Annotated in this window: 23 protein-coding genes; 14 read left to right on the top strand and 9 right to left on the bottom strand. The window is 68.4% G+C overall.

Going from position 1 to position 22,755, the window contains the following annotated elements:
• The first annotated feature begins 26 nt into the window (after positions 1 to 26).
• The 3 genes from AC3WVS_RS29755 to AC3WVS_RS29745 all read left to right on the top strand — a co-directional run bounded on the left by AC3WVS_RS29755 (position 27) and on the right by AC3WVS_RS29745 (position 2,986).
• Positions 27 to 932, top strand: coding sequence for a DUF72 domain-containing protein (locus AC3WVS_RS29755; RefSeq protein WP_492321508.1), 906 nt, complete (start codon positions 27 to 29; stop codon positions 930 to 932).
• 33 nt (positions 933 to 965) lie between these two features.
• Positions 966 to 2,375, top strand: a complete 1,410-nt coding sequence (dbpA, locus tag AC3WVS_RS29750) for an ATP-dependent RNA helicase DbpA (protein WP_010811426.1) — start codon at positions 966 to 968, stop codon at positions 2,373 to 2,375.
• Between the two features lie 170 nt (positions 2,376 to 2,545).
• A complete protein-coding gene (locus AC3WVS_RS29745) occupies positions 2,546 to 2,986 on the top strand; it encodes a CBS domain-containing protein (RefSeq protein ID WP_492321507.1) in 441 nt (146 codons plus the stop codon).
• A 71-nt stretch (positions 2,987 to 3,057) separates the two neighbouring features.
• Here the strand turns inward: AC3WVS_RS29745 and AC3WVS_RS29740 are convergent, their stop codons facing one another.
• Positions 3,058 to 4,098, bottom strand: coding sequence for a Rieske 2Fe-2S domain-containing protein (locus AC3WVS_RS29740; RefSeq protein WP_492321506.1), 1,041 nt, complete (start codon positions 4,096 to 4,098; stop codon positions 3,058 to 3,060).
• A gap of 247 nt (positions 4,099 to 4,345) precedes the next feature.
• Here AC3WVS_RS29740 and AC3WVS_RS29735 point away from each other — a divergent pair, with 247 nt between their 5' ends.
• Both AC3WVS_RS29735 and AC3WVS_RS29730 read left to right on the top strand, forming a co-directional pair.
• The gene (locus AC3WVS_RS29735; RefSeq protein WP_492321505.1) at positions 4,346 to 5,911 is read left to right on the top strand and encodes an MDR family MFS transporter; all 1,566 of its coding nucleotides are present in this window, start codon (positions 4,346 to 4,348) and stop codon (positions 5,909 to 5,911) included.
• 82 nt (positions 5,912 to 5,993) lie between these two features.
• Positions 5,994 to 6,602 (top strand): glutathione peroxidase, encoded by a 609-nt coding sequence (locus tag AC3WVS_RS29730; RefSeq protein ID WP_011614328.1) that lies wholly within the window; start codon positions 5,994 to 5,996, stop codon positions 6,600 to 6,602.
• Positions 6,603 to 6,628: 26 nt separating this feature from the next.
• Here the strand turns inward: AC3WVS_RS29730 and gstA are convergent, their stop codons facing one another.
• From gstA to AC3WVS_RS29705, 5 genes are all read right to left on the bottom strand, one after another.
• On the bottom strand, positions 6,629 to 7,255 hold the full coding sequence (gene gstA, locus AC3WVS_RS29725) for a glutathione transferase GstA (RefSeq protein WP_492321504.1): 627 nt from the start codon (positions 7,253 to 7,255) through the stop codon (positions 6,629 to 6,631).
• A 135-nt stretch (positions 7,256 to 7,390) separates the two neighbouring features.
• A complete protein-coding gene (locus AC3WVS_RS29720; RefSeq protein WP_492321503.1) occupies positions 7,391 to 8,128 on the bottom strand; it encodes an aspartate/glutamate racemase family protein in 738 nt (245 codons plus the stop codon).
• A 31-nt stretch (positions 8,129 to 8,159) separates the two neighbouring features.
• Positions 8,160 to 9,581 (bottom strand): dihydropyrimidinase, encoded by a 1,422-nt coding sequence (gene hydA, locus AC3WVS_RS29715; RefSeq protein WP_492321502.1) that lies wholly within the window; start codon positions 9,579 to 9,581, stop codon positions 8,160 to 8,162.
• A 4-nt stretch (positions 9,582 to 9,585) separates the two neighbouring features.
• Positions 9,586 to 10,314 carry a maleate cis-trans isomerase family protein gene (locus tag AC3WVS_RS29710; protein WP_340528437.1) on the bottom strand — a complete coding sequence of 243 codons (729 nt, stop codon included), beginning with the start codon at positions 10,312 to 10,314 and terminating at the stop codon, positions 9,586 to 9,588.
• 89 nt (positions 10,315 to 10,403) lie between these two features.
• Positions 10,404 to 11,702: an MFS transporter gene (locus tag AC3WVS_RS29705; RefSeq protein WP_492321501.1), complete on the bottom strand. Its 1,299-nt coding sequence runs from the start codon at positions 11,700 to 11,702 to the stop codon at positions 10,404 to 10,406.
• 41 nt (positions 11,703 to 11,743) lie between these two features.
• On the opposite strand from AC3WVS_RS29705, the gene AC3WVS_RS29700 reads away from it, so the two are divergent.
• The 3 genes from AC3WVS_RS29700 to AC3WVS_RS29690 all read left to right on the top strand — a co-directional run bounded on the left by AC3WVS_RS29700 (position 11,744) and on the right by AC3WVS_RS29690 (position 15,010).
• Entirely contained in the window at positions 11,744 to 12,619 is an 876-nt protein-coding gene (locus AC3WVS_RS29700; protein WP_492321500.1) for a GntR family transcriptional regulator, read from the top strand.
• A 25-nt stretch (positions 12,620 to 12,644) separates the two neighbouring features.
• Entirely contained in the window at positions 12,645 to 13,493 is an 849-nt protein-coding gene (locus tag AC3WVS_RS29695) for a fumarylacetoacetate hydrolase family protein (protein WP_492321499.1), read from the top strand.
• A 269-nt stretch (positions 13,494 to 13,762) separates the two neighbouring features.
• Positions 13,763 to 15,010, top strand: a complete 1,248-nt coding sequence (locus AC3WVS_RS29690; RefSeq protein ID WP_492321498.1) for a M20 aminoacylase family protein — start codon at positions 13,763 to 13,765, stop codon at positions 15,008 to 15,010.
• Between the two features lie 18 nt (positions 15,011 to 15,028).
• Here the strand turns inward: AC3WVS_RS29690 and AC3WVS_RS29685 are convergent, their stop codons facing one another.
• Complete coding sequence (locus AC3WVS_RS29685) at positions 15,029 to 15,907, bottom strand: AraC family transcriptional regulator (RefSeq protein ID WP_492321497.1); 879 nt, start codon at positions 15,905 to 15,907, stop codon at positions 15,029 to 15,031.
• 127 nt (positions 15,908 to 16,034) lie between these two features.
• Between AC3WVS_RS29685 and AC3WVS_RS29680 the strand changes: the two genes are divergently transcribed.
• Positions 16,035 to 17,270, top strand: coding sequence for an MFS transporter (locus AC3WVS_RS29680; RefSeq protein WP_492321496.1), 1,236 nt, complete (start codon positions 16,035 to 16,037; stop codon positions 17,268 to 17,270).
• Positions 17,271 to 17,273: 3 nt separating this feature from the next.
• Here the strand turns inward: AC3WVS_RS29680 and AC3WVS_RS29675 are convergent, their stop codons facing one another.
• Positions 17,274 to 17,825, bottom strand: a complete 552-nt coding sequence (locus tag AC3WVS_RS29675) for a MarR family winged helix-turn-helix transcriptional regulator (protein ID WP_492321495.1) — start codon at positions 17,823 to 17,825, stop codon at positions 17,274 to 17,276.
• Positions 17,826 to 17,930: 105 nt separating this feature from the next.
• Here AC3WVS_RS29675 and AC3WVS_RS29670 point away from each other — a divergent pair, with 105 nt between their 5' ends.
• The 3 genes from AC3WVS_RS29670 (at position 17,931) to AC3WVS_RS29660 (ending at position 20,279) form a co-directional block, all read left to right on the top strand.
• Positions 17,931 to 18,845, top strand: coding sequence for an EamA family transporter (locus AC3WVS_RS29670; RefSeq protein ID WP_492321494.1), 915 nt, complete (start codon positions 17,931 to 17,933; stop codon positions 18,843 to 18,845).
• 45 nt (positions 18,846 to 18,890) lie between these two features.
• Positions 18,891 to 19,190: a hypothetical protein gene (locus AC3WVS_RS29665; protein WP_492321493.1), complete on the top strand. Its 300-nt coding sequence runs from the start codon at positions 18,891 to 18,893 to the stop codon at positions 19,188 to 19,190.
• 105 nt (positions 19,191 to 19,295) lie between these two features.
• The gene (locus tag AC3WVS_RS29660; RefSeq protein ID WP_492321492.1) at positions 19,296 to 20,279 is read left to right on the top strand and encodes a Bug family tripartite tricarboxylate transporter substrate binding protein; all 984 of its coding nucleotides are present in this window, start codon (positions 19,296 to 19,298) and stop codon (positions 20,277 to 20,279) included.
• Here AC3WVS_RS29660 and AC3WVS_RS29655 read toward each other — a convergent pair.
• Complete coding sequence (locus AC3WVS_RS29655) at positions 20,276 to 20,956, bottom strand: response regulator transcription factor (RefSeq protein ID WP_011614340.1); 681 nt, start codon at positions 20,954 to 20,956, stop codon at positions 20,276 to 20,278. The genes AC3WVS_RS29660 and AC3WVS_RS29655 overlap by 4 nt on opposite strands.
• 221 nt (positions 20,957 to 21,177) lie before the next feature.
• On the opposite strand from AC3WVS_RS29655, the gene AC3WVS_RS29650 reads away from it, so the two are divergent.
• Both AC3WVS_RS29650 and AC3WVS_RS29645 read left to right on the top strand, forming a co-directional pair.
• Positions 21,178 to 21,915 carry a response regulator transcription factor gene (locus AC3WVS_RS29650; protein WP_492321491.1) on the top strand — a complete coding sequence of 246 codons (738 nt, stop codon included), beginning with the start codon at positions 21,178 to 21,180 and terminating at the stop codon, positions 21,913 to 21,915.
• Complete coding sequence (locus AC3WVS_RS29645) at positions 21,912 to 22,664, top strand: histidine kinase (protein ID WP_492321490.1); 753 nt, start codon at positions 21,912 to 21,914, stop codon at positions 22,662 to 22,664. Before AC3WVS_RS29650 ends, AC3WVS_RS29645 begins: the two co-directional genes overlap by 4 nt.
• The last annotated feature ends 91 nt before the right edge of the window (positions 22,665 to 22,755 follow it).

The following is a 22,755-nucleotide window of genomic DNA, read 5'->3' as shown; positions in this document are numbered from 1 at the left end:
AGTCTCGCGTTTCGGGAGATCGCGCCATGGCAGCACGCACCGCGGCGAAGGCCGCATCCAGGACTGCAGCAACGTCAGAGGCCACACCCAAGGCCAGGTCACGCAAAGACACCACGTCCGCCGAGCCGGTGCGGGTTGGCATCGGCGGCTGGAATTTCGCCCCGTGGCGCGACAACTTCTATCCCGCCGGCCTGGCACAGGCACGTGAGCTGGCCTACGCCAGCCGCCACCTCAGCGCGATCGAAATCAACAGCACCTACCACGGCACGCAGAAGCGCACCTCGTTCGCCAAATGGCGCGACGAGACGCCGGATGATTTCGTGTTCGCGGTGAAGGCCTCGCGCTTTGCCACCAACCGGCGCGTGCTGGCCGAGTCCGGCGAATCGATCGAACGCTTCATCGACAGCGGCATTGCCGAGCTTGGCCGCAAGCTGGGTCCGGTGGTGTGGCAGTTCGCGCCCACCAAGCAGTTCGATGCCGAGGACTTCGAGGCCTTCCTGCAGCTGCTGCCGGATTCGGTGGAAGGCGTGAAGCTGCGCCACGTGCTGGAGGTGCGGCACGACAGCTTCCAGTCGCCGGACTACCTCAAGCTCGCGCGCAAGTACAAGGCCGCCACGGTCTTTACCGATTCGCCCAAGTTTCCGTCGATGGCGGATCTCACGGCAGACTTTGTCTATGCACGGCTGATGGCCAGCAGTGCGAAGCTGAAGGCCGGCTACGCGCCCAGGGACCTGGATGCGTGGGCTGCACGGGTGCGCACGTGGGCGCAGGGCCACCAGCCGGACGACCTGCCGACGGTGGAAGACCGCAAGCCCGCCGCGCGCAAGCGCGAAGTCTTTGTCTTCTTTATCAACGGCGCCAAGGAACGCGCGCCGGCCGCGGCGCAGGCGCTGCTGGAGCGGCTGGACTGGGCGCCGCCGGCCGATGACTGACGGATCGACATCCCTGGATCGCTATAATCGCGCATGAACTCGACCCCCGCCCAGCCGCAAGCCGGCACCGCTTTTTCCAACCTGCCGCTGTCGCCCACCATGCTCGCCACGCTGGCGCAGCTTGGCTATGACGAAATGACGCCGATCCAGGCGGCCAGCCTGCCGATCACATTGGCGGGCCAGGACCTGGTGGCGCAGGCCAAGACCGGCAGCGGCAAGACCGCCGCCTTCGGGCTGGCGCTGCTGCACCGGCTCGATCCGCGCCGCTTCGACGTGCAGGCGATGGTGCTGTGCCCCACGCGCGAGCTGGCCGACCAGGTCACGCAGGAAATCCGCCGCCTGGCGCGCGCCGAAGAGAACATCAAGGTGCTGACGCTGTGCGGCGGCTCGCCGATGCGGCCGCAGGTCGACAGCCTGATCCATGGCGCACATATCGTGGTGGGCACGCCCGGCCGCATCCTGGATCACATCGACCGCGGCAGCCTGGACCTGTCCGGCATCAACACGCTGGTGCTGGACGAGGCCGACCGCATGCTCGACATGGGCTTCTTCGACGACATCGCCTATGTGGCCAGCCGCTGCCCGAAGGACCGGCAGACGCTGCTGTTCTCGGCCACCTATCCGCCCGGCATCGACAAGCTCAGCCACCGTTTCCTGCGCAACCCGCAGTCGGTCAAGCTGGAGGCTACGCACGACAACACCACCATCCGCCAGCGCTTCTATGAGGTCGAGGAAGGCGAGCGCCTGAACACGGTGGGGCGCCTGCTGGACCACTTCCGCCCGGTCAGCACGCTGGCCTTCTGCAATACCAAGGCGCGCTGCCGCGAGCTGGTGGAGCTGCTGCGCGCGCAGGGCTACCAGGCGCTGGCGCTGCACGGCGAGCTGGAGCAGCGCGAGCGCGACCAGGTGCTGGTGCAGTTTGCCAACCGCAGCTGCTCGGTGCTGGTGGCCACCGACGTCGCCGCGCGCGGGCTGGATATCGCGCAGCTCGAGGCAGTGATCAATGTCGAGATCACGCCCGATCCTGAAGTCCACGTGCACCGCATCGGCCGCACCGGCCGCGCCGACCAGGAAGGCTGGGCCTTCAGCCTGGTCAGCATGGACGAGATGGGCCGCGTGGGCAACCTGGAACAGCACCACGGCGGCGAATTCGAATGGCAGCCGCTGGCCGACCTGAGGCCCGCCAGCAATGAACGCCTGCTGCCGCCGATGGTGACCTTGCAGATGCTGGGCGGCCGCAAGGAGAAGATCCGCCCCGGCGACATCCTGGGGGCGCTCACCGGCGAGGCGGGCTTCACCAAGGAGCAGATCGGCAAGATCAATGTGCTGGAGATGTCTACCTATATCGCGGTGGAGCGCAGCATCGGGCGCGAGGCGGTGAAGCGGCTCAATGCCGGCAAGGTCAAGGGCAAGAAGGTGAAGGTGCGGATGCTGACGGAGTGAGGTCAGGACTGCCTTGACCCACGCCTGCCATGAGCGCGTCACAACATTGCTTACAAAGATTCGCGTAAGTCACCCTGTAACGGCGCGCGTTACTTTGCTACTCTGATGCCATTGGCACCTAAGCAGGCACCGCCAGCCGCATTGCATTGTCGACGGAAAAGGAGTTGGTGATGAAAACCGCACGCCAGGTTCTGGAGTCCAAGCCGAGTCAGGCCATTTACAGCATCCCGCCCACGGCGACCGTCTACGCCGCGCTGCAACTGATGGCGGAGAAAGGCATCGGCGCGCTGCTGGTGATCGAGCATGGCGAGATCCTGGGGATCCTGAGCGAGCGCGACTATGCGCGCAAGGTGATCCTGATGTCGCGCACCTCGCGCGAGACGCTGGTTCGCGACATCATGACCAATGCAGTGATCTACGTCGGCGCCAGCCAGACCACCGACGAATGCATGGCATTGATGACCCGGCACCGGCTGCGCCACCTGCCAGTGATGGAAGGCGACGAGCTGATCGGCATGCTGTCGATCGGCGACCTGGTCAAGGACATCATCTCCGAGCAGCAGTTCATCATCGAGCAGCTGGAGCATTACATCACCGGGGGCGGGCGCTAGGCCTGTCGTGTTCGGGGGCTGGTCGCATTGCATGCGCCCGCCCCGTCCACTCTCCCGCGCGCGCCCGCCGGCTAGCCCAGCGTGCCGAACCTCACCCCATGCGCCGCCAGGTAGCGGCGGTACGCGCCTGCCAGCTTGTCCGCCGGCTGGGGCACCTCCACCCCGGTGCGCAACGGCAGGCGGCGCGGCTGCTGCGATTCCACGATCGGCTTGTCCTGCAGGAAGATGGTGTCCTGGAATTCGCGCAGGCTGGCGTCGTCATCGTCCGTCACCAGTGACATCACGAACCACACGCGGCTCGATTCCTCGTCCCGCGGGCCGATAAACAGCGCGATGGCGCCGCGATGGTTGTCGCCGAGGTCGGGCACCTTGGTCAGGATCGCGGCGTAGGGCGCAACCACGCGGTATTCATACTCGACCATGGCTCCGCCGGCGGCGCTGGCGTGCGCGCGCGGCTGCCAGGCGCGGCAGCCGATGGTGCGCAGCGCGTCGGGCTTGCGCGCATCGCCGATGGCTTTCACTTCATAGGGCGGCACTTCGGTGTGCGCCGGGTCACCCAGGTAGCCGTCATGGACATAGCCGAAGTGCGCCATGTCGAGGAAGTTCTCCACCAACCGTGGCGCCGAGGTGGCAACGTCGTAGGGGCCGCAGACCACGTGGCGGCATTCGGCGTCGTGGTACTCGGGGAAGGACGGCAGTTCGGGCACGGCCTCGGTGCCGTCGCCGCCAAGGCGTACCCATAACAGCCCGTAGCCCTCGCGCACCGCGTGCGTGGTGGCGCAGGCGCGCGGCGCGGGCACCAGTTCCGGGTGGGCGGGATAGCGCGTGCAGCGGCCGCCCGAGGCAAAGCGCCAGCCGTGATAGCCGCAATGCAGCAGGCCATCGCGCACGGCGCCCAGCGTGAAAGCGGCGCCGCGGTGCGGGCAGCGATCGTTCCAGGCGTGCCAGCCGTCGACATTGCGCCACAGCACCAGCGCGCGGCCAAAGAGCCGGGCGGCAAAAGGGCCGTCGCCATCGGCCTGTTCGATGGCCAGCACGGGGTGCCACTGGCCCAGTTCGGGCCCGGCCGCATCGGCGGCCTGACCTGCTTCGTGTCGTGGGGTCTCGGTCATGACGAAATCTTACCTTCGTAGTGGCGATGTGATCTTGCATCGACCATCGTGCCTGATCCTTGCCACGCAAGTGACGTGCCAGATATCTGGGTCACGAGCGCGATATTTGCTGGCCGCATATAATTATGCGTTCGCTGAATTAGGTCACCCGCGACGGCGTCACGCCCCCTATTGCGCGGTTCCCGGCCGATATTCCCTGCATTTGACGTAGCTTTCACCGCACATCGCTGCGGTTTCGTGCCTGCCCATGTCTTCACCCACTTCTGCCGCATCCGCCCGGGACACCACGCCGGCCCTGCCCGCCCACGACCATCGCGCCGTGATGCGGGTGATCGGCGGCATCGTGCTGTGCATCCTGCTGGCCGCGCTCGACCAGACCGTGGTGATCCCGGCGGTGCCGGCGATCGCCAATGACCTGAACGGCTTCAGCCACCTGTCATGGATCGTGACGGCGTACCTGATCGTGTCGACGGTGACCACGCCGCTGTACGGCAAGCTGTCGGACAGCTTTGGCCGGCGGCGCCTGCTGATGGTGGCGATCACGCTGTTTATCGGCGCCTCGGTGGCATGCGCGCTGGCGCAGACGCTGGGTCAGCTGATCCTGTTCCGCGCGCTGCAGGGCGTGGGCGGCGGCGGGCTGATGTCGCTGGCGCAGGCAGCCATTGCCGATGTGGTGGCGCCGCGCCAGCGCGGGCGCTACCAGGGCTACCTGGCCACGGTGTGGGCGGTGGCGTCGATCGCCGGGCCGCTGGTGGGCGGCTGGGTCTCTGACCATATGTCGTGGCGCTGGCTGTTCTGGGTCAACGTGCCGCTGGGCCTGCTGGCGATGTTCATGTGCTACCGCGGTCTGGCCATGCTGCCGCCGCGTGGCGGGCGTGCGCGGGTGGACTGGCTGGGGGCGCTGCTGCTGGCGGTGGCCATCGTCGCCTTCCTGCTGGCGATGAGCTGGGGCGGCGACGTCTACGACTGGCTCTCGCCAGAGCTGGGTGCCCTGCTCCTGGCCGCGGTGGCCGCCGTGGTCCTGCTGACCTGGCAGGAGCGCCGCGCCGCGGATCCGATGCTGCCGCCGCGCCTGTTTGCCAACCGTGCCTATGTGATGGGCGTGGCCGCCTCGGCGCTGGCCGCGCTCGACATCTTCCTGTGCATCTTCGCCCTGCCCCTGCACTTCCAGCTGGTGCGCGGCGCCGATGCATCGACCTCCGGCCTGCTGGTGATGCCGTTCCTGCTGGCCACCGTGGCGGGCAACTTTATCGTGGCGTGGCTGGCGCCGCGCGTGGGCCGCATGCGCGGCATCCTGACCGCCGGCTATATCGCCGGCGCGCTGGGGCTGATCGCACTGGCGCTGGTGACGCCGGCGGTGCCGCTGGCGGTGGTGCTGGCGGCGATGACGCTGGCCGGCGTGGGCCTGGGCATGACCATGGTGGCCACGCTGATGAGCGTGCAGAACGCGCTGGAGCGCCGCGACACCGGCGCCGGCACGGGCGCGCTGCTGGTGCTGCGCTCGCTCGGCAGCGCGCTCGGCGGGGCGCTCGCCGGCACGCTGCTGACGCTGGAATTCCGCCATGCGCTGGCGGCCTCGGGGGTCACGCAGGCGCTGGACCTCGGTGCGCTGCGCCACGGCAGCGAGGCCTTTGCGCAGCTGTCGCCGTCCGTGCGCGCGGTGCTGGCAGGCGGCGTGGAGTCGGGCTTCCACCTGATCTTTGCCGCGGGCGCGGCGGCGGCGGTGCTGGCGCTGCTGATCGTGCGCCGCATGCCGGACCTGGAGCTGCGCGGCAGCGTCACCGAACACGCGGCCACGCTGGCGATGGACTGACCGGCGCGGCATCCGTCAGGCCGCCATCGGCGTAAACTACGCGTACCCGATACAGCAAGCCGACCACCGGAGCCCCGTCGCCATGATCCGTCGTCCCCTGCTTTCCAGCCTGGCTGCCGCCCTGACCCTGGCGGCGGCCAGCACCGCCCTGCTGCCGGCGCCCGTGCGCGCCGCCGACAAGCCCGCCGCGGCGCCTGCCGCGGGCGCCTGCCCCGCCTCGCTCAACTTCACCTTCCCGCGGCTGCAGGACGATGTGCCGCAGAACCTGTGCCAGTACGCCGGCAAGGTGGTGCTGGTGGTCAATACCGCCAGCTATTGCGGCTTCACGCCGCAGTACGAGGGGCTGGAGGCGCTGTACGCCAAGTACGGCGCGCGCGGGCTGGTGGTGCTGGGCTTCCCGTCCAATGACTTTTCACAGGAGCCCGGCTCGCAGAAAGAGATCGCGGACTTCTGCTACAACACCTACGGCGTCAAGTTCCCGATGCTCGGCAAGTCGCATGTGCGCGGCAGCGATGCCAACCCGATGTACGCGCTGCTGGCAAAGCAAACCGGCACCACGCCCAAGTGGAATTTCTACAAGTACCTGATCGGCCGCGACGGCCAGGTGGTGGCCAGCTACGGCAGCCGCACCAGGCCGGACGACAAGGAACTGGTGGCGAAGATCGAATCGCTGCTCGGCGCGCAGCGCTGAGCGAGCGATTCCGCGCACGGCCGGGTTCAGTCGCGCACCAGCCCTTCGGCCCGCATCGCTTCCTGCACCGCCGGCCGCGCCGCAACGCGCGACAGGTACTGCTGCAGCGCCGGGTAGTCGTTGAGCGGCAGCTTCAGGATGCGGGCCCAGCCGACGATGGTGAAGCAGTAAGCATCCGCCACCGTGAACGTGTCGCCCATCAGGTAATGGCGGGTTTGCAGGTGCTGGTCGAGTTCGGCAAAGCGCCGGTGCAGCCTGGCCTTGCACTCGTCCTGCGTGCTCTGCGCGGTTTCCTTGTGCCACAGCCACGGGCTGAAGACCTTGTGCAGTTCCGTAGAGACCAGCGTGATCCAGCCGGTGGCTTCCAGCCGCTCGCGCGTGCCGGCGGCGGGCAGCAGCGCGCGTTCGGGCACCAGGTCTGCGATGTATTGCAGCAGCGATGCCGCCTCGGTATGGCGCGAGCCGTCGTCGAGCTGCAGCAGCGGCACGTAGCCGCGCGGGTTGATGGTGTAGTAGTCGTCGGTGCCGTTTTCAGGCACGGCCAGCTTGTGGCGGAGCAGGTCGACCTTGGCCAGCGTGACCGGCAGGCCGGCTTCGCGCAGGGCGATATGGACGGCCATCGAGCAGACGCCCGGAGTGTAGTAGAGCTTCATTGCGATCCTGTGGTGGTTGCCTGGCCGCCACGCCATGCGGCGGCCGTGCAGGCAGTCTAGGATCGCCCCCCCTTATGCAGCAATGCGCGTCCTTGCGGACGCGCATTGCAGATTTGCACAGGACTAAGTTTGCGCTCAGTCGAGCAGCTTCGCCAGCGCCGGCGGCAGGCCGGCATTGGGCTTGCGCGGCGGCCGCGCGAAGCTGCCCTGCGTGGCGCTGCCGGCGCGCAGGGCCACCAGCGATTCGCAATGCCGCACCGCGCTCGACACGCCATCCACCACCGGCACCGGAATGCGCCCTTCCAGCGAGCGCGCCAGTCCCGCCAGCGGCGCGCCGGCGACGATGATCACGTCGGCGCCGTCCTGCTCGATGGCTTGCAGGGCAAGTTGTTCCAGCCGCGCGGCATGGTCTTCCTGCACGCTGCCGATATCGCGCAGGGGTTCCTGCAGCGAGCGCACGCTGGCCAGCCGCGACGACAGGCCGTTGGCCGCCACGCATTCGCGGTACCACGCCTGGATGCGGTGCGAGATCGCGATGATGGAGAAGCGCTGCCCCAGCAGGCACGCGCTGGCCAGCGCGGCTTCGGTCATGCCGACGACGGGGACGTCGAACAGCTCTTTCAGCCCGGCCAGGCCGGGGTCGCCGAAAGCGGCGACCACCAGGCCGTCGAACTGGCCGGCGTGTTCCGCGGCGGCGCAGGCCGTGGCATAGCCGCCGACCAGCGCCTCGAAGCGGGTTTCGATATAGGCCACGCCGAAGGCCGCGGTGGCCATCTGCAGCGTGGTGGTGGCGGCGGCGGTGCGCCGCGCTTCCGCCTCGATCAGCGCCGTGACGGATTCGCTGATATTGGGATTGACGATCAGGAGTTTCATGGTCGGGATGGGTTGGCTGCGGGCGTGGCGATCAGCCCAGCATCGGCGCGCCCGCCGGCAGGAACTGCCCGCGTCCGGCCTGGGGTTCCTGGTACTGGCCATCGCGCACCAGCATCTCGCCGCGCGAGAAGCAATGCACCGGCCAGCCGGTCACTTCGATGCCTTCGTACGGCGTGTAGTCCACCGCGTGGTGCAGCGCGCTGTTGCGGATCTGCACGCGCTTGTTCGGGTCCCACAGCACGATGTCCGCATCCGCGCCGATGGCGATGGTGCCCTTGCGCGGATACAGGCCATACAGCCGTGCCGGCCGCCACGAGGTCAGTTCGACAAACTGGTGCAGCGACAGCTTGCCGCGCGCCACGCCGTCGAACAGCAGCGGCAGGCGCGTCTCGATGCCCGGCACGCCGTTGGGGATGTGCTCGAACGAAGGCCGCTCGCCGCCCGGCTGCTTGCCTTGCGGGTCGTCATAGCGGAACGGCGCATGGTCTGACGAGAACACGCTGAACACGCCATTGGTCAGCGCGCGCCATACCGCGGCCTGGTTCTCGGGGTCGCGCGGCGGCGGGCTGCACACGCACTTGGCGCCTTCGTAGCCGTCGTCGCCGGGCAAGGCCATGTCGTCGGCGGTCAGGTACAGGTACTGCGGGCAGGTCTCGGCCAGGATCTGCAGCCCCCTGCCCTGTGCCCAGCGGATCTGCTCGATCGCTTCCTTGCCCGAGACATGCACGATCAGGATCGGCACGTCGACCAGTTCGGCAAAGGTGATGGCGCGGTGGGTGGCCTCGCGCTCCACCGCGGCGGGACGTGCCAGGCCGTGGAAGCGCGGTGCGATGCGCCCTTCCCCGACCAGCTTGTCGGTCAGCCACGAGATGCAGTCGGCGTTCTCGGCATGCACCATCACCAGCGCGCCGTTCTGCTTGGCGACATCCAGCACCGACAGCATTTCGCGGTCGGACAGCTTCAGGTCGTCATAGGTCATGTAGACCTTGAACGAGCTGTAGCCCTTGCGGATCAGCGCCGGCAGTTCATCGGCCAGCACCGCCGGCGTGGGATCGGCCACGATCAGGTGGAAGGCGTAGTCGATCACCGCGCGGCCTTCCGCGCGGCGATGGTAGTCCGCCACGGCAGCCTTGAGCGAAGCGCCCTTCTCCTGCGCGGCAAACGGGATCACGGTGGTGGTGCCGCCGCACACCGCGGCGCGCGTGCCGGTGAAGAAGTCGTCGGCCATGCGCAGGCCGTCGGGCATGGGCTGGTCGAGGTGGCAATGGCCATCGACGCCGCCGGGCAGCGCCAGCAGGCCATCGGCATCGATCTCGCGCGCGCCTTGCGGCAGCGCGTGGCCGAGCGCGACGATCTGCCCGTTGCGCACGCCGATATCGCAGCGGAAGCGGTCGGAGGCAGTGACCACGTCCGCGCGCCGGATCACCAGGTCAAGGCTGTCGTGAGCGGACATCGGCTTACTCCACTTCGCGGAACAGGCGGCCCCAGCCGCGCAGCTCACGCGTGTCCACGCCGCACAGGCGCAGCGACTTCCACACCACGGTGGAGATGGTGTCGTACAGCGGAATGCCGGTTTCGGCTTCAAGTTCTTCGGCCAGGTGCGCGGCGCGCAGGTTGGTGCAGAAGGTGGTGATGGCCTGCGGCTGGTGCTGGGCCAGGCCGCGCACCATCTCGCGGATGGTGTCTTCCTCGACCTCGGCGAAGCTGTAGTTCACATGCAGGTCCAGGTGGCTTTCGGCCACGCAGTGAAAGCCGCTGCGCTCGTAGTTGGCGATGATGCGCTGCTGCACGTCGTCCAGGTACGGCGTGGCCAGGCCGAAGTTGCGCGCGCCGGTCTTTTCCAGGATCTCGTTGAGCGCCAGCACCGAGGTGGTGGCCGGGATGCCGGTGGCTTCGGTGATCTGCTGGCACAGCGCTTCATCCTTGTCGAAGCCGAGCCAGCCGGAAGACGTGCCGTTCCAGGCGATGACATCGACGCGGGCATCGGCCAGCAGGCTGGCGGCGGCCAGGATCTTGTCCAGGTTGAACTGGCCCAGGGCCTGGTCGCGCAGCGAGATCTCGGTCACGGTGAAGCGCGAGAAATGCGCGCTGACGTTGGGCAGGCCGGCAACCATCGCGCTGGTGATGGGTTCGAGCGCAGTATTGGAAGACGGCGTCAGCATGCCGAGGCGGATTTGCTTGGTCATTTTGCTTTTTGTCTCAGGAGTGGTTGCGAGGGCCGGGACATTGCCGGCCCTTTCGCGGGTTTTTCGGAGCTCGGTGATCCGACGGGTCTTCAGACCGGGATCTTAGTCTCGTAGTCGATGGCGGTGGAAGCCAGCAGCAGGCCGACGCCAGCCGCGGCGAAGAACATCAGCGCCAGGAAGTACGAGCCGGTGAACTGCACGATCATGCCGACGATGATGGGCACCGTGATGCCGCCGATATTGCCGCCCAGGTTCATCACGCCGCCCAGGAAACCGATCTTGTTGCGGGTGCCGAGCATCGACGGAACGCACCAGAACAGGCCGCACCAGCGCAGGAAGAACAGCGTCGACGACAGCAGCACGACCACCACGATCGGGTCGGTGACGTAGGCCACCGAGAAGATCGAGACCGTGGCCACCACCGCGGCGATGCCGAACAGCGTGCGCATCACCACATTGGGCCGGCCGCCGGCTTCCTTCCACTTGTCGGCGATCCAGCCGCCGATCAGTTCGCCGACGAAGCCGCTGAAGAAGATGATGAAGCTGGCGCCGCCCATCTGCTTGATGTCGAAGCCGTGCACCTTGTTCAGGTAGTTGGGCATCCAGGTCAGCAGGCCATAGAACACAGTGTTGAAGCACATCCAGCCGATCGCCATGCACCACACCGAGCGGTACTTGAAGAAGTCCAGCGAACGGCCCGACAGGTTGGCCGGCTCGGCGCGGTGTTCATTGGCCTGGGCTTCCTCGATGTAGCGGGCTTCCAGTTCGTTCACGCCGCGGTGCTCGCGCGGGGAGTTGCGCACGTAGTACCAGGCCAGCACGCCGGCCAGCACGGTGCCGACGCCGGCAACGATAAAGGCCAGGCGCCACGAACCCAGCGTGGCGATCAGCCACGTGATGATGATGGCGCCGAGCGCGGCGCCCAGCGGCGCGCCGCCGTCAAGCAGGGTGGCGCCGCGGCCGCGTTCGTTCTGGGTCATCCAGATCGCGTTGAGCTTGCCGCCGGCCGGGTAGATCGGCGCTTCGGCCGCGCCCAGGCCGAGCCGGGTCAGCAGCAGCGAGGTGGCGTTGGTGGTGAAGGCTGCCACGGCCTGGGCAATGCCCCAGAACACGGTGGCGCAGGCGATCACGATGCGCGGCTTGTACTTGTCGGCCAGCATGCCGCCCGGCACCTGCATCAGCGCATAGGTCCAGAAGAACGAGCTGAGGATCAGGCCCTGCATGGTGGGGCTGAGGTCGAACTCCTTGGCGATCAGCGGCATCGCCACTGACAGTGAGGCGCGATCGATGTAGTTGATCGCGATGAGGAACAGCATCATCAAAAAAATCTTCCAGCGAACGGAGGTCTTGGCCTCCGTGACCACTGTCGCCCGGCTTGTCGTCTGCATGACGGCGTCTCCTGTTTTAGTCCTTGGGTGAGGCAGTTCTGTTGGCGTTTTGCTCAACAGGCCGGAGTATAGGATACGTAATCTGTAATTACAACGCGTGTAAGTCATTGATTTTGCTATGTTGCGCATGCACAATTTTGGTATGTGGTAGCCTTGTCGTGGTGCATTTCCCCATTCTGGTGACGTCTGTGACACAAACGCTTTCCCAAACCACGCGCCTGCGCACGCTCGGCATGTCGGCCGAAATCGCCGCCCGGCTGCGCACCATGATCGAAGAGGGCGAACTGCCGCCCGGCGCGCGGATCGATGAACGGGCCTTCTGCGAGACCTTCGATGTCTCCAAGACGCCGCTGCGCGAGGCGCTGAAGGTGCTGGTGTCCGAGGGGCTGGTGCTGCACCGGCAATACATCGGCTACCGCGTGGCGCCGCTGGACCTGGAGGAGCTGCGCGCCACCTTCGAGACCCTGCACGGGCTCGAGGCGCTGGCGGGCGAACTGGCCGCGCAGCGCCTGGGCGCGGCCGCCATGGCCAAGCTGGAGCGGCGCCACCAGGCCATGATCGATGCGCATGCGGCGGGCCGGCGCACCGACTATTTCCGCATCAACCAGGAAATCCACCAGCTGATCATCGACGGCGCCGCCAATCCGGTGCTGGCCGGCGTCTATGCCACGCTGATGAGCAAGGTGCATCGCGCGCGCGGTGCAGCCAATGCCGATACCATCCGCTGGCAGGAGTCGCATGAGGAACACGAGGCCATCATGGCCGCGCTGCGCGAGCCCGGCCGGCCGCGCCTGGCGCAGGTGCTGCGCGCCCACTCCGAGAACACCGCCAGGGAAGTCCTGAGCGTGGTGGCGCAGACCCTGGCCGAGGCCGGCGCAACCGGCGCAATCGGCGCCACCCTCAAGAAGTCCGCCTGAACAACCCCTGAAAACAACGACGACGATGAAACTGGTTCGAGTAGGCAACCCCGGCGCCGAGCGCCCGGGCATGATCGATGCGCAAGGCCGCGTGCGCGACCTGTCCGGCGTGGTGGCCGATATCGGCGCGGCGCAGCTGGCGCCGGCGGCGCTGGCGCGGCTGGCGCAGGTGGACCCCGCGTCGCTCCCGGTGATCGACGGCGCGCGCTTTGGCGTGCCCTGGAGCGGCGTCGGCAAGATCGTGGCGATCGGCCTGAACTATGCCGACCACGCCGCCGAGGCCGGCATGCCGCTGCCGGCCGAGCCAATCGTGTTCCTGAAGGCCAACAGCTCGCTGAATGGTCCCAACGACGCGGTGATGCTGCCGCTCGGCTCGGAAAAGACCGACTGGGAAGTGGAGCTGGGCGTGGTCATCGGCAGCACCGCGCGCAATGTCTCGCGCGAAGCGGCGCTGAACCATGTGGCCGGCTACTGCGTGGTCAATGACGTGTCCGAGCGCGAGTTCCAGATCGAGCGCGGCGGCACCTGGGACAAGGGCAAGGGCTGCGACACCTTCTGCCCGGCCGGCCCCTGGCTGGTGACGCGCGACGAAGTGCAGGACCCGCAGGCGCTGGGCCTGTGGCTGGAGGTCAACGGCGAGCGCGTGCAGATGGGCAGCACCGCCACCATGGTCTTCGACGTGGCCACCGTGGTCAGCTACGTCAGCCGCTTCATGACGCTGCTGCCGGGCGACCTGATCGCGACCGGCACGCCGCCGGGCGTGGGCATGGGCTTCAAGCCGCCGCGCTTCCTGAAGGCCGGCGACACCATGCGCCTGGGCGTGGACGGGCTGGGCGAGCAGACGCAGCGGGTAGTGCCCTACGGCCAACACTGAGGGCAGGGCAGTGACATCGCGTCACCCTTCGGGGTGACGCATGCCGGCAGCGCTGCCGCGGGCAAATACGTGGTCCACAATGGTTCCCCATCGATACGCTTTTACACAAAGCGTTTGGTTTCCATACAAAGCGTACGATTAGGGCAACAGTTCCGGTGCTGAAACGGGCCGGATTACATGGTTTTACAGGAAATCGCACGCTTGGCGTTTCGCTCGCGTTTTCTGCGTGAAATACTGCTTATACAGGTTTCGCCAGAGAGCAAAACACCATGTCTGAGCACGCCCCCGAAATCGAGTCCTATCTCGGCACCACCCTCACGGCGTCCCCCACGTCACCACTCAAGCACCGGTACTGCGCGCTGGCCGACACCCTGGACAGCCGCGCCGAACTCGAAGTCATCCGGCGCAATATCCACCAGCATCCCGAACTCGCCTTCGACGAGGTCCGCACTTCGGGCCTGGTCGCCAGCCTGCTGGAGACGTGGGGCTATACGGTCACGCGCGGCGTCGGCGGCACCGGGGTGGTCGGCACCCTGCGCTGCGGCGACAGCGGGCACAGCGTGGGCATCCGCGCCGACATGGACGCCTTGCCGATCCACGAACGCACCGCACTGCCGTACGCCAGCGTCAATGCCGGCCGCATGCACGCCTGCGGCCACGACGGCCATACCGCGATCCTGCTCGGCGCGGCAAAGCAGCTGGCGCGCACGCGCAACTTTGACGGCACCGTGCACCTGATCTTCCAGCCGGCCGAGGAAATCGGCGCGGGCGGCGGCGCCGAGCGCATGCTGGCCGACGGGCTGTTCGAGCGCTTTCCCTGCGATGCGATCTTCGGGCTGCACAACCATCCGGGCGTGGAGCAGGGCACCTTCCTGTTCCGCTCGGGCCCCTTCATGGCGGCATGCGACACGGTCACCATCACCATCCGCGGCAAGGGCGGCCACGCCGCGCGTCCGCACCAGTCGGTCGACCCGATCCTGGTCGCCGGCAGCCTGGTGATGGCGCTGCAGTCGGTGGTGGCGCGCTATGTCGACCCGAACGAGACCGCGGTGGTGACGATCGGCACGCTGCACGCCGGCCACGCGCCCAATGTGATCCCGGACAACGCGCGCATGGAGATCAGCGTGCGCTCGTTCAACCCCGAGGTGCGCGCATCGGTGGAGAACCGCATCCGCCAGCTGGCCACGTCGCACGCCGAGGGCTACGGCGCGGTGGCCGAGGTCGACTATGTGCGCGGCTACCCGGTGCTGGTCAACAGCGAGCGCGAGACCGAGTTCGCGCGCCAGGTGGCCGAGGAGCTGGTCGGCGCCGGCAAGGTGGTGGACCAGGCCGCGCGCATCGCCGGCAGCGAGGACTTTGCCTACTTCCTGCAGCAGCGCCCGGGCTGCTTCGTGCGGCTGGGCAACGGCGCCAACCAGCCGCTGCTGCACAACGCCGGCTACGACTTCAACGACGACAACCTGACCGTCGGCGCGGCCTACTGGACGCGGCTGGTGGAGCGCTACCTGGGGTGCTGACCAGCCTGGCGCCCCCGCTCAGCGGAAGAACGCGCTTGGCGGCACGCCGAACTGCCGCCTGAACATGGTCGCAAACGCGCTCGGGCTGTCATAGCCCAGGTCCAGCGCCACATCCACCACCTTGCTGCCGGCGGCCAGCTTCTCCAGCGCCGCCAGCAGGCGCGCCTGCTGGCGCCATTGCCCGAAGGTCATCCCGGTTTCGCGCGCAAAGCGGCGCTGGATGGTCTTGGGGTCCAGCCCCAGCCGTGAGCCCCAGTCCGCCAGCGTCAGCGCCGTGTCGGGCGCACCGGTGATGACATCGCAGATCTGCCGCAGGCTGTCATCGGCCGGGCGCGGCAGGTGCAGCGGCAGCGACGGCACCAGCATCACTTCATCGAGCAGCAGCCGCATCAGCCGCGCGTCGCGCGTGTCGGGAGCGTAGGGCAGGGGGATGTCGATCGCCGCCAGGATCAGCTCGCGCAGCAGCGCGGAGATGCCCAGCACGGTGCAGCGCTGCGGCAGGTCGGGCGCGGCATCGGGGCGGATATAGGCGGTGCGCATCTGCACCCGGCCGACCATGCGGATCCAGTGCGTGGTGCCGCCCGGCATCCACATGCCGCGCGTGGGCGGCACGATCCACTGGCCTTCGGCGGTGGCCACCACCATCACGCCGTGCACGGCGTGGATCAGCTGCGCGTGCGGATGCTGGTGCGGGTTGGTCACGTGGCCGGGCAGGTAGTCGGCGGCCATGGCGGTGACGGGCAGGGGGCTGCGGTCGAAGCGGACGTAGGGCGGGGGATCGGCGTAGGTGTCGCCCAGCGCCAGCGTCTCGGGCGTGGGGGCAGGGGGCGCATGCTGATCACGGGGGCGGCGGCGGGCCGCGCCTGAAGCAGAAAGGGGGCGAGGGGCGCGCGGCATGTCCTTTTCTCCAAGGTCGGGGACCTATTCTCGCAGGACAGGCGCAGGGGCGCCAGCTAGCATCGGTGCTCAGTTCCTTCCAGGCCGGCGCCCCCGCTGGCCGCTTTCCGTCTGTCGAGAGCCGCCAATGAGCACAACCATCGACTCCGCGCCTGCTGGCGCGACACCGTCCGCGACATCTCCCCAGGCCGAACGCACCGGTTTCCGCGTGCTGTCGGCGATCAGCTTCGCCCACTTCCTCAACGACATGATCCAGTCGTTGATCCTGGCGATCTATCCGATGCTCAAGGGGGGCTTCAACCTGAGCTTCACCCAGATCGGCCTGCTGACCATGACCTACCAGGTCACGGCATCGCTGCTGCAGCCGGTGGTGGGCCTGTACACCGACAAGCATCCCAAGCCGCATTCGCTGGCCATCGCCATGGCGTTCACGCTGGCGGGCTTGCTGCTGCTGTCGGTGGCGCCGAGCTACGGCGTGCTGCTGGTGGCCGCGGCGCTGGTCGGTACCGGCTCATCGATCTTCCATCCGGAATCATCGCGCGTGGCGCGCATGGCCTCCGGCGGCCAGCACGGGCTGGCGCAGTCGATCTTCCAGGTGGGCGGCAACGGCGGCAGCGCCATGGGGCCGCTGCTGGCCGCGCTGATCGTGCACCAGCAGGCCAGCCTGGCGTGGTTCTCGCTGGCGGCGCTGGTGGGCATCGTGCTGCTGTGGCGCATCGGCGGCTGGTATGCGCGCCAGCTGGCGCAGGGCGCGCGCAAGCACAAGGCCGCCGGCGCGGTGGCCAGCCCGGTGCCCACGCGCCTGGTGGTGCGGGCCATGGTGGTGCTGATGGTGCTGGTGTTCTCCAAGTACTTCTACATGGCCAGCCTGACCTCCTACTACACCTTCTACCTGATGGAGCGCTTCGGGCTGGCGCGCCAGGACGCGCAGCTGCACCTGTTCATGTTCCTGGCCGCGGTGGCGGCGGGCACCATCCTGGGCGGCCCGATCGGCGACCGCATCGGCCGCAAGCGCGTGATCTGGGCGTCGATCCTGGGCGTGGCGCCGTTCACGCTGGCGCTGCCGCACGTGGGCCTGTTCTGGACCACGGTGCTGACCTTCATCATCGGCTTTATCCTGGCCTCGGCGTTCTCGGCGATCCTGGTGTTCGCGCAGGAGCTGATTCCCGGCAAGGTGGGCATGGTGTCGGGCCTGTTCTTCGGCTTTGCCTTCGGCATGGGCGGCATCGGCGCCGCGGTGCTGGGCGGCATGGCCGATACGCACGGCATCCGCGCGGTGTACGAATACTGCGCCTACCTGCCGCTGCTGGGCCTGCTGACGGTCTTCCTGCCCGACCTGCGCGAGCGTCCGCAACGGGCCTGACGCTCAGGCCGGTTCATTGCCTTCGCCGCCACCGCCCGGTGGCGGCTCGAACATGCGCAGCCAGCGGCGCAGCAGCGCAGCCAGCTGCGCGCGTTCCGTCGCGGTCAGGTCCGCCAGCAGGCGGTGCTCGTTGGCCACGTGCAGTTCCAGCGCGCGGTCGACGCGCTCGCGCCCGGCTTCGGTCAGTTCCACCAGCAGCCCGCGCCGGTCTTCCGGATTGGGCTGGCGCCGCACCAGCCCGGCCCGCTCCAGGTGGTCGAGCCGGTTGGTCATGGTGCCCGAAGTAATCATCAGCGACCCGATCAGCGCGCCCGGCGACAGCGCATACGGCGGCCCCGCGCGCCGCAGCGTCGCCAGCACATCGAATTCCCACGGCTGCAGGCCGGTTTCCCCAAGCGCGGCTTCAATGGCCCGGCTGGTATGGCGGTTGAGCCGACCCAGCCGGCCGATCACGCCCATCGGCGAGGCATCCAGGTCCGGGCGCTCTCGCGCCCATTGGGCGAGAATGCCGTCGACGTGGTCAGGTGTTTCTTCGGGTTTGCGGCGGGCAGTCATCGAGGAGCAGTGTGCGGATACGCGGGTGGCAGGAATACCGAAGTATCTTGACATCAAACAATCGGCTTCGTAAAGTCTATTTATCTTGACATCAAGAATATCGACATGAAGGCGAATGGATCTTCCTCCCTGGCCGCGTCCGGCGGCGTGACCCTTAGGGACATCCTGCTGACCGGGCTGGCCCCGGCGATCTGGGGCAGCACCTACCTGGTCACCAGCCAGTGGCTGCCGCCGGGGCAGCCGTTGCTCTCGGGCGTGATCCGGGCGCTGCCGGCCGGGCTGGCGATGCTTGCCTTCGGCCGGCAACTGCCGCGCGGCAGCTGGTGGTGGCGCGCGGCGGTGCTGGGCGTGCTCAATATCGGCTTCTTCCAGGCCATGCTGTTTATCGCCGCGTACCGGCTGCCGGGCGGCGTGGCGGCCACGGTCGGCGCGATCCAGCCGCTGATCGTGGTGGTGCTGGCGTGGGCCTGGCTGGGCGCGCGCCCGCGGCCAGCCGCCTGGATGGCGGGCGTGGGCGGGCTGCTGGGCGTGGCGCTGCTGGTGCTGGGCCCGGCCGCCCGGCTCGATGCCATCGGCGTGGCGGCGGCAGCGGCCGGGGCGGTATCGATGGCGGTGGGCACGGTGCTGACGCGGCACTGGCGCCCGCCGGTCTCGCCGCTGGTGCTGACGGCATGGCAGCTGTGCGCGGGCGGGCTGTTCCTGCTGCCGTTCGCACTGGTGCTGGAACCGCTGCCCGGGCATTTCACGCTGGCCAACTGGCTTGGCTATGCGTGGCTGAGCATTGTCGGGGCCGGCTTCAGCTATGCGCTGTGGTTCCGCGGTGTCGGGCGCATGCCGTCGTCCGCGGTGGCGGCGCTTGGGCTGCTCAGCCCGGTCAGCGCCACCGTGCTCGGCTTCCTGGTGCTGGGCCAGGCATTGACGGCAATGCAGGCTGCCGGCGCGCTGCTGGTGCTGGGCAGCGTGTGGCTGGGCCAGCGCGCGGCGACGCCGGCCGCGGTGACGCGCACGCAGCCGGCCTGATCCGATTGCGTCAGCGGCTGCTGCCGGGCGGCGTTTTGCGGCATCATGGCGGGCATGAAGTCTGCCGTGCCCCCGTCCCCGCCACCCATCCAACCCGCGTCGGCACCGTCTGCCACGCCCGCCTGCGAGCGCTGCCTGGCACTCGCCGCCGACCCGCGCCGGCGCGAGCCGCCGTCCTGCCTGGCGCTGCGCTGCACGGTGCCGCTGGTGAGCCAGAGCGCCGCCGGCGTGCCGTTCAGCATGCTTTCCTTTGCCTGCCGCGACTGCGGCACGGTATGGCGCCTGTATGACCGGGCCAACGAACTCTTTGTCTCGTGGGTGCCGGAACGCCCGCTGGTGCGCTGAGCGCGCACGTCCCGATCGGCTAAGATAGCGGCTGCTCCGCGCCAGGCCGGCAAACCGCTGCCGTGCCCGGCGCCCTCCTGTCGAAATCTCTCCCGCATTTCCATCATGGCCTTCCCCTTCCGCTCATCCCTGCTGGCCGCCCTGTGCGTGACCAGCGGTGCTGCCGCGCTGCCTGCCGCCGCTGCCGACGCCTATCCCAGCCGTCCGATCCGCCTGATCGTCGCCTACCCGACCGGCGGCATCAGCGACACCGTGGCGCGCGCGCTCGGCGAGCGGCTGTCGGCGCAGATGGGCACCTCGGTGGTGGTCGAGAACAAGGCCGGCGCGGGCGGCAGCATCGGCATCGATGCGGTCGCCAAGGCTGCGCCGGACGGCTATACGCTGGGCTTCGCCGCGACCAGCCCGCTGACGCTCAACCCGCATGTCGGCCGCGTCAACTACGACCCGCAGAAGGACGTGGCGCCGGTGATGAGCGTGATGTACTCGCCGGTGCTGGTGGTGGCCACCGCCGGCTTCAGCGGCAAGGGCTTTGCCGACGTGGTCGGCCAGGCCAGCGCCAAACCGGGCTCGGTGCGCTGGGCAACATCGGGCCTGGGCACGGTCGGCCACGTGATGCTGGAACAGATCAGGCAGAAGTCGAAGGCCGACATCACGCTGATCCCGTACAAGGGCGCGGGCCAGCAGATGAATGACGCGCTCGGCGGCCAGTTCGAGGTGATGAGCACCAACGCCAGCCCGGTGCTGACCCAGCATATGCAGTCCGGCCGCCTGCGCGCGCTGGCGGTGGGTGCGCCCAGGCGCCTGGAGAGCCTGCCCTCGGTGCCGACGCTGGCCGAGCTGGGCTACCCCAAGGCCAACCTGAGCTCGACCTTCGGCATCTTCGCGCCGGGCAAGACGCCCGCGGCCATCATCAACCGCCTGAACGCCGAACTGAACAAGGCGCTGGCCGAGCCGGAGGTCCATGAGCGCCTGCTCAAGGGCGGCGAGGTGCCGACCGGCGGCACGCCGGCGCAGTTTGCCAAGGCCATTCGCGAAGAGGCGGCGGAGAACGCCCGCATCGTCAAGGACGCGGGCATCAAGGCCGATTAAGCCGCATCGAGGCGGCTGCCCAGCCCGTACACCGACGACAGCCGCACACCGTTGTGCGGCCACAGCGCCAGCTTGGTGCGCACGCGCGACAGGTGGCTGTCCACCGTGCGCGAGGCCGGGTCCATGTGGTAGCGCCAGACCTGGTCGACCATGGCCTGGCGCAGCACCAGCGAGCCCAGGTTGCGGAACAGCAGCACCGCCAGGTCGAATTCCTTGGGGGCCAGCAGCACCGGCTTGCCCTGGACCCACACGCGCCGCTCCGCGGTGGCAAAGCGGAACACGCCGTGCTCCAGGTCGCATTCATCGACCGCCGGCCTGGCGCGGCGCAACAGCGCCAGCACGCGCGCGGCCAGCTCGGCCGTGCGCAGCGGCTTGGGCACGTAGCTGTCGGCGCCTTGCGCAAAGCAGGCCGCGACGAAGGCTTCTTCGTTGGAGGTGCCGGTCAGCATCACCGGCATCTCGTTGCCGAGCGTGCGGCGCACCCATGCCAGCACTTCCAGGGCCGGGATCCCCGGCGTATCGCAATCGAGCATCAGCAGATCGAACGACCTGCCGCGCAGCGCGCCGATCATGGTGCGCCCGCTGAGATAGCGCGTGCACTGATGCCCGTTCAGGCGCAGGGTCTGTTCGATGCTGACGGCGAGGGTCGGGTCCGCCTGCAGCGCGGCGATGTTCACGAGAGTGGCTCCTGCGCGGGCGCATCGGAATGCGCCGATGGATGGACAGAGCTTGGCACTGCGGGCCCGCTCGGCACGCAGCGAAGCCCATGGTAGGAGCGGCCTGCTGAGGCGAGAAGTAAAAGATTGTTGAAAATCGAGATTGAGGTCTTTCCTATTCGTGCCGAAGGCAATGCGGTCTTAAATGTCCCGCTAGTGTCCTGTTCCGTCGGAGACAACACATGGGAAAGAAGATGGCATCGCGCATTGCATCGCTTGAAGACGCGCCCGCGGATGCGGCGCTGATCCGGCAGGTCATTACCGGCGCGGGACATGACTGCGTGACCTTCGCTGAAAGCCGGCGCCTGCTGCTGGCGCTGCGCGACGCTGGCTTCGACCTGCTGCTGCTGGACTGGCAGATGCCGGACCTGTCCGGGCGCGAGGTACTGGCCTGGGTGCGTACCCACCTCGACCGCCGCATCCCGGTGATGTTCCTGACCTGCCGCGAGGCCGAGCTCGACATCGTCAATGCCCTGGCGGCGGGCGCTGACGACTACATGGTCAAGCCGGTGCGCCCGGCCGAGCTGGCCGCGCGCATCGACTGCCTGCTGCGGCGCGCGAATCCCGCGCAGCTGGCGCCGCTCGCGCCGTTGCGGCTGGGCGGGTACGCCTTTGACTGCGCCCTGCGCAAGGTCACCTGCAACGGCGATCCGGTCGGCCTGACGCCGAAAGAGTTCGACCTGGCGGTGCTGCTGTTCCGCAACGAGGGGCGCATCGTCACGCGCGACCACATCACCGCCGCGGTCTGGGGCCGCGAGATCTCGCCGCTGTCGCGCACCATCGATACCCATGTCTCGCGCGTGCGCAGCAAGCTTGGGCTGCAGGCAGGGCACGGCTTGCGCCTGACCCCGGTCTACACGCATGGCTACCGGCTGGAGCGTACCGATCGCCCGGAGCGCACCGAACGGGCTGCCGCATGAAAGCGTCCCGGCTGCACCAGGCGGGGCTCGCCGTGGCACTGTGGCTCGGCGGCCGCTGGCTGGCGCGGTGCCTGCGCGGCCGGCCGGTCGGGCAGCGGCGCGCTGATGTGCGCAACCCCGCCGCCGTGCACGACATGCTGCTGCACGTGCTTGGCCACGACCTGCGCGCCCCCAATGCCTCGCTGCTGGCCTGGCTGGAACTGCGCCGCACGCGGGACCAGGCCGACGCCGCGCTGCTGGCGCAGGTCGGCAGCCATGCGCGCCGTTCGCTGCGCCAGATCGATGACCTGAACCGGCTGCTGCGCGAAACCCGCCACGCCTATCGCATGCGCCGTATCGCCATGGAATCTCTGCTGGATGAAGCGCTGGACCGCGTCTGGACCCTGGCCAGCGAGGCCGGCGTCCGGCTTGAACGGCCGGCCGGCCGCCTGCCGCGCCTTGGCGGGGACCAGGCGATGCTGGCGCAAACGCTGGAATGGCTGCTGACCAGCGCCATTGAGGCCGCCGCGCGGGGGACTGCGCTGCGGGTCACGTGCCGTGGCCATGCCGGCGGCCTGGCGCTGTGGCTGGCGTTCGATCCCGCCGACGACGACCGCGCCGCGCGGCTGGCGCAGCCCGGGGCGGCGCTCCTGTGCGCACAGCGCGTGGTGGCGCGCCATGGCGGCGTGCTGGTGCCGCTGCAGCCAATGGGCGAAGCCGCCTCGCAGGCGGGCTGGTACCTGTGGCTGCGGCGCCGGCCGCGCCCATGAAAAAAGCACCCGAAGGTGTAATGCCGTTCAGTTAAGGTCCTTCTTCAGGTACCGAACGGTGTAGCGAGAAGGTCGCGACTTAACGATCCGT

The sequence above is a fragment of the Cupriavidus sp. CPT47-8839-RL05A genome, from assembly GCF_058792255.1.
The sequence above is the reverse complement of the archived record's forward strand: the minus strand, read 5'-3'. Positions and strand labels throughout refer to the sequence as shown.

Coding starts and splice junctions, on each gene's coding strand:
- AC3WVS_RS29755 (WP_492321508.1), top strand. CDS start 27: ATGGCAGCACGCACCGCGGCGAAGGCCGCATCCAGGACTGCAGCAACG.
- dbpA (WP_010811426.1), top strand. CDS start 966: ATGAACTCGACCCCCGCCCAGCCGCAAGCCGGCACCGCTTTTTCCAAC.
- AC3WVS_RS29745 (WP_492321507.1), top strand. CDS start 2,546: ATGAAAACCGCACGCCAGGTTCTGGAGTCCAAGCCGAGTCAGGCCATT.
- AC3WVS_RS29740 (WP_492321506.1), bottom strand. CDS start 4,098: ATGACCGAGACCCCACGACACGAAGCAGGTCAGGCCGCCGATGCGGCC.
- AC3WVS_RS29735 (WP_492321505.1), top strand. CDS start 4,346: ATGTCTTCACCCACTTCTGCCGCATCCGCCCGGGACACCACGCCGGCC.
- AC3WVS_RS29730 (WP_011614328.1), top strand. CDS start 5,994: ATGATCCGTCGTCCCCTGCTTTCCAGCCTGGCTGCCGCCCTGACCCTG.
- gstA (WP_492321504.1), bottom strand. CDS start 7,255: ATGAAGCTCTACTACACTCCGGGCGTCTGCTCGATGGCCGTCCATATC.
- AC3WVS_RS29720 (WP_492321503.1), bottom strand. CDS start 8,128: ATGAAACTCCTGATCGTCAATCCCAATATCAGCGAATCCGTCACGGCG.
- hydA (WP_492321502.1), bottom strand. CDS start 9,581: ATGTCCGCTCACGACAGCCTTGACCTGGTGATCCGGCGCGCGGACGTG.
- AC3WVS_RS29710 (WP_340528437.1), bottom strand. CDS start 10,314: ATGACCAAGCAAATCCGCCTCGGCATGCTGACGCCGTCTTCCAATACT.
- AC3WVS_RS29705 (WP_492321501.1), bottom strand. CDS start 11,702: ATGCAGACGACAAGCCGGGCGACAGTGGTCACGGAGGCCAAGACCTCC.
- AC3WVS_RS29695 (WP_492321499.1), top strand. CDS start 12,645: ATGAAACTGGTTCGAGTAGGCAACCCCGGCGCCGAGCGCCCGGGCATG.
- AC3WVS_RS29690 (WP_492321498.1), top strand. CDS start 13,763: ATGTCTGAGCACGCCCCCGAAATCGAGTCCTATCTCGGCACCACCCTC.
- AC3WVS_RS29685 (WP_492321497.1), bottom strand. CDS start 15,907: ATGCCGCGCGCCCCTCGCCCCCTTTCTGCTTCAGGCGCGGCCCGCCGC.
- AC3WVS_RS29680 (WP_492321496.1), top strand. CDS start 16,035: ATGAGCACAACCATCGACTCCGCGCCTGCTGGCGCGACACCGTCCGCG.
- AC3WVS_RS29675 (WP_492321495.1), bottom strand. CDS start 17,825: ATGACTGCCCGCCGCAAACCCGAAGAAACACCTGACCACGTCGACGGC.
- AC3WVS_RS29670 (WP_492321494.1), top strand. CDS start 17,931: ATGAAGGCGAATGGATCTTCCTCCCTGGCCGCGTCCGGCGGCGTGACC.
- AC3WVS_RS29665 (WP_492321493.1), top strand. CDS start 18,891: ATGGCGGGCATGAAGTCTGCCGTGCCCCCGTCCCCGCCACCCATCCAA.
- AC3WVS_RS29660 (WP_492321492.1), top strand. CDS start 19,296: ATGGCCTTCCCCTTCCGCTCATCCCTGCTGGCCGCCCTGTGCGTGACC.
- AC3WVS_RS29650 (WP_492321491.1), top strand. CDS start 21,178: ATGGGAAAGAAGATGGCATCGCGCATTGCATCGCTTGAAGACGCGCCC.
- AC3WVS_RS29645 (WP_492321490.1), top strand. CDS start 21,912: ATGAAAGCGTCCCGGCTGCACCAGGCGGGGCTCGCCGTGGCACTGTGG.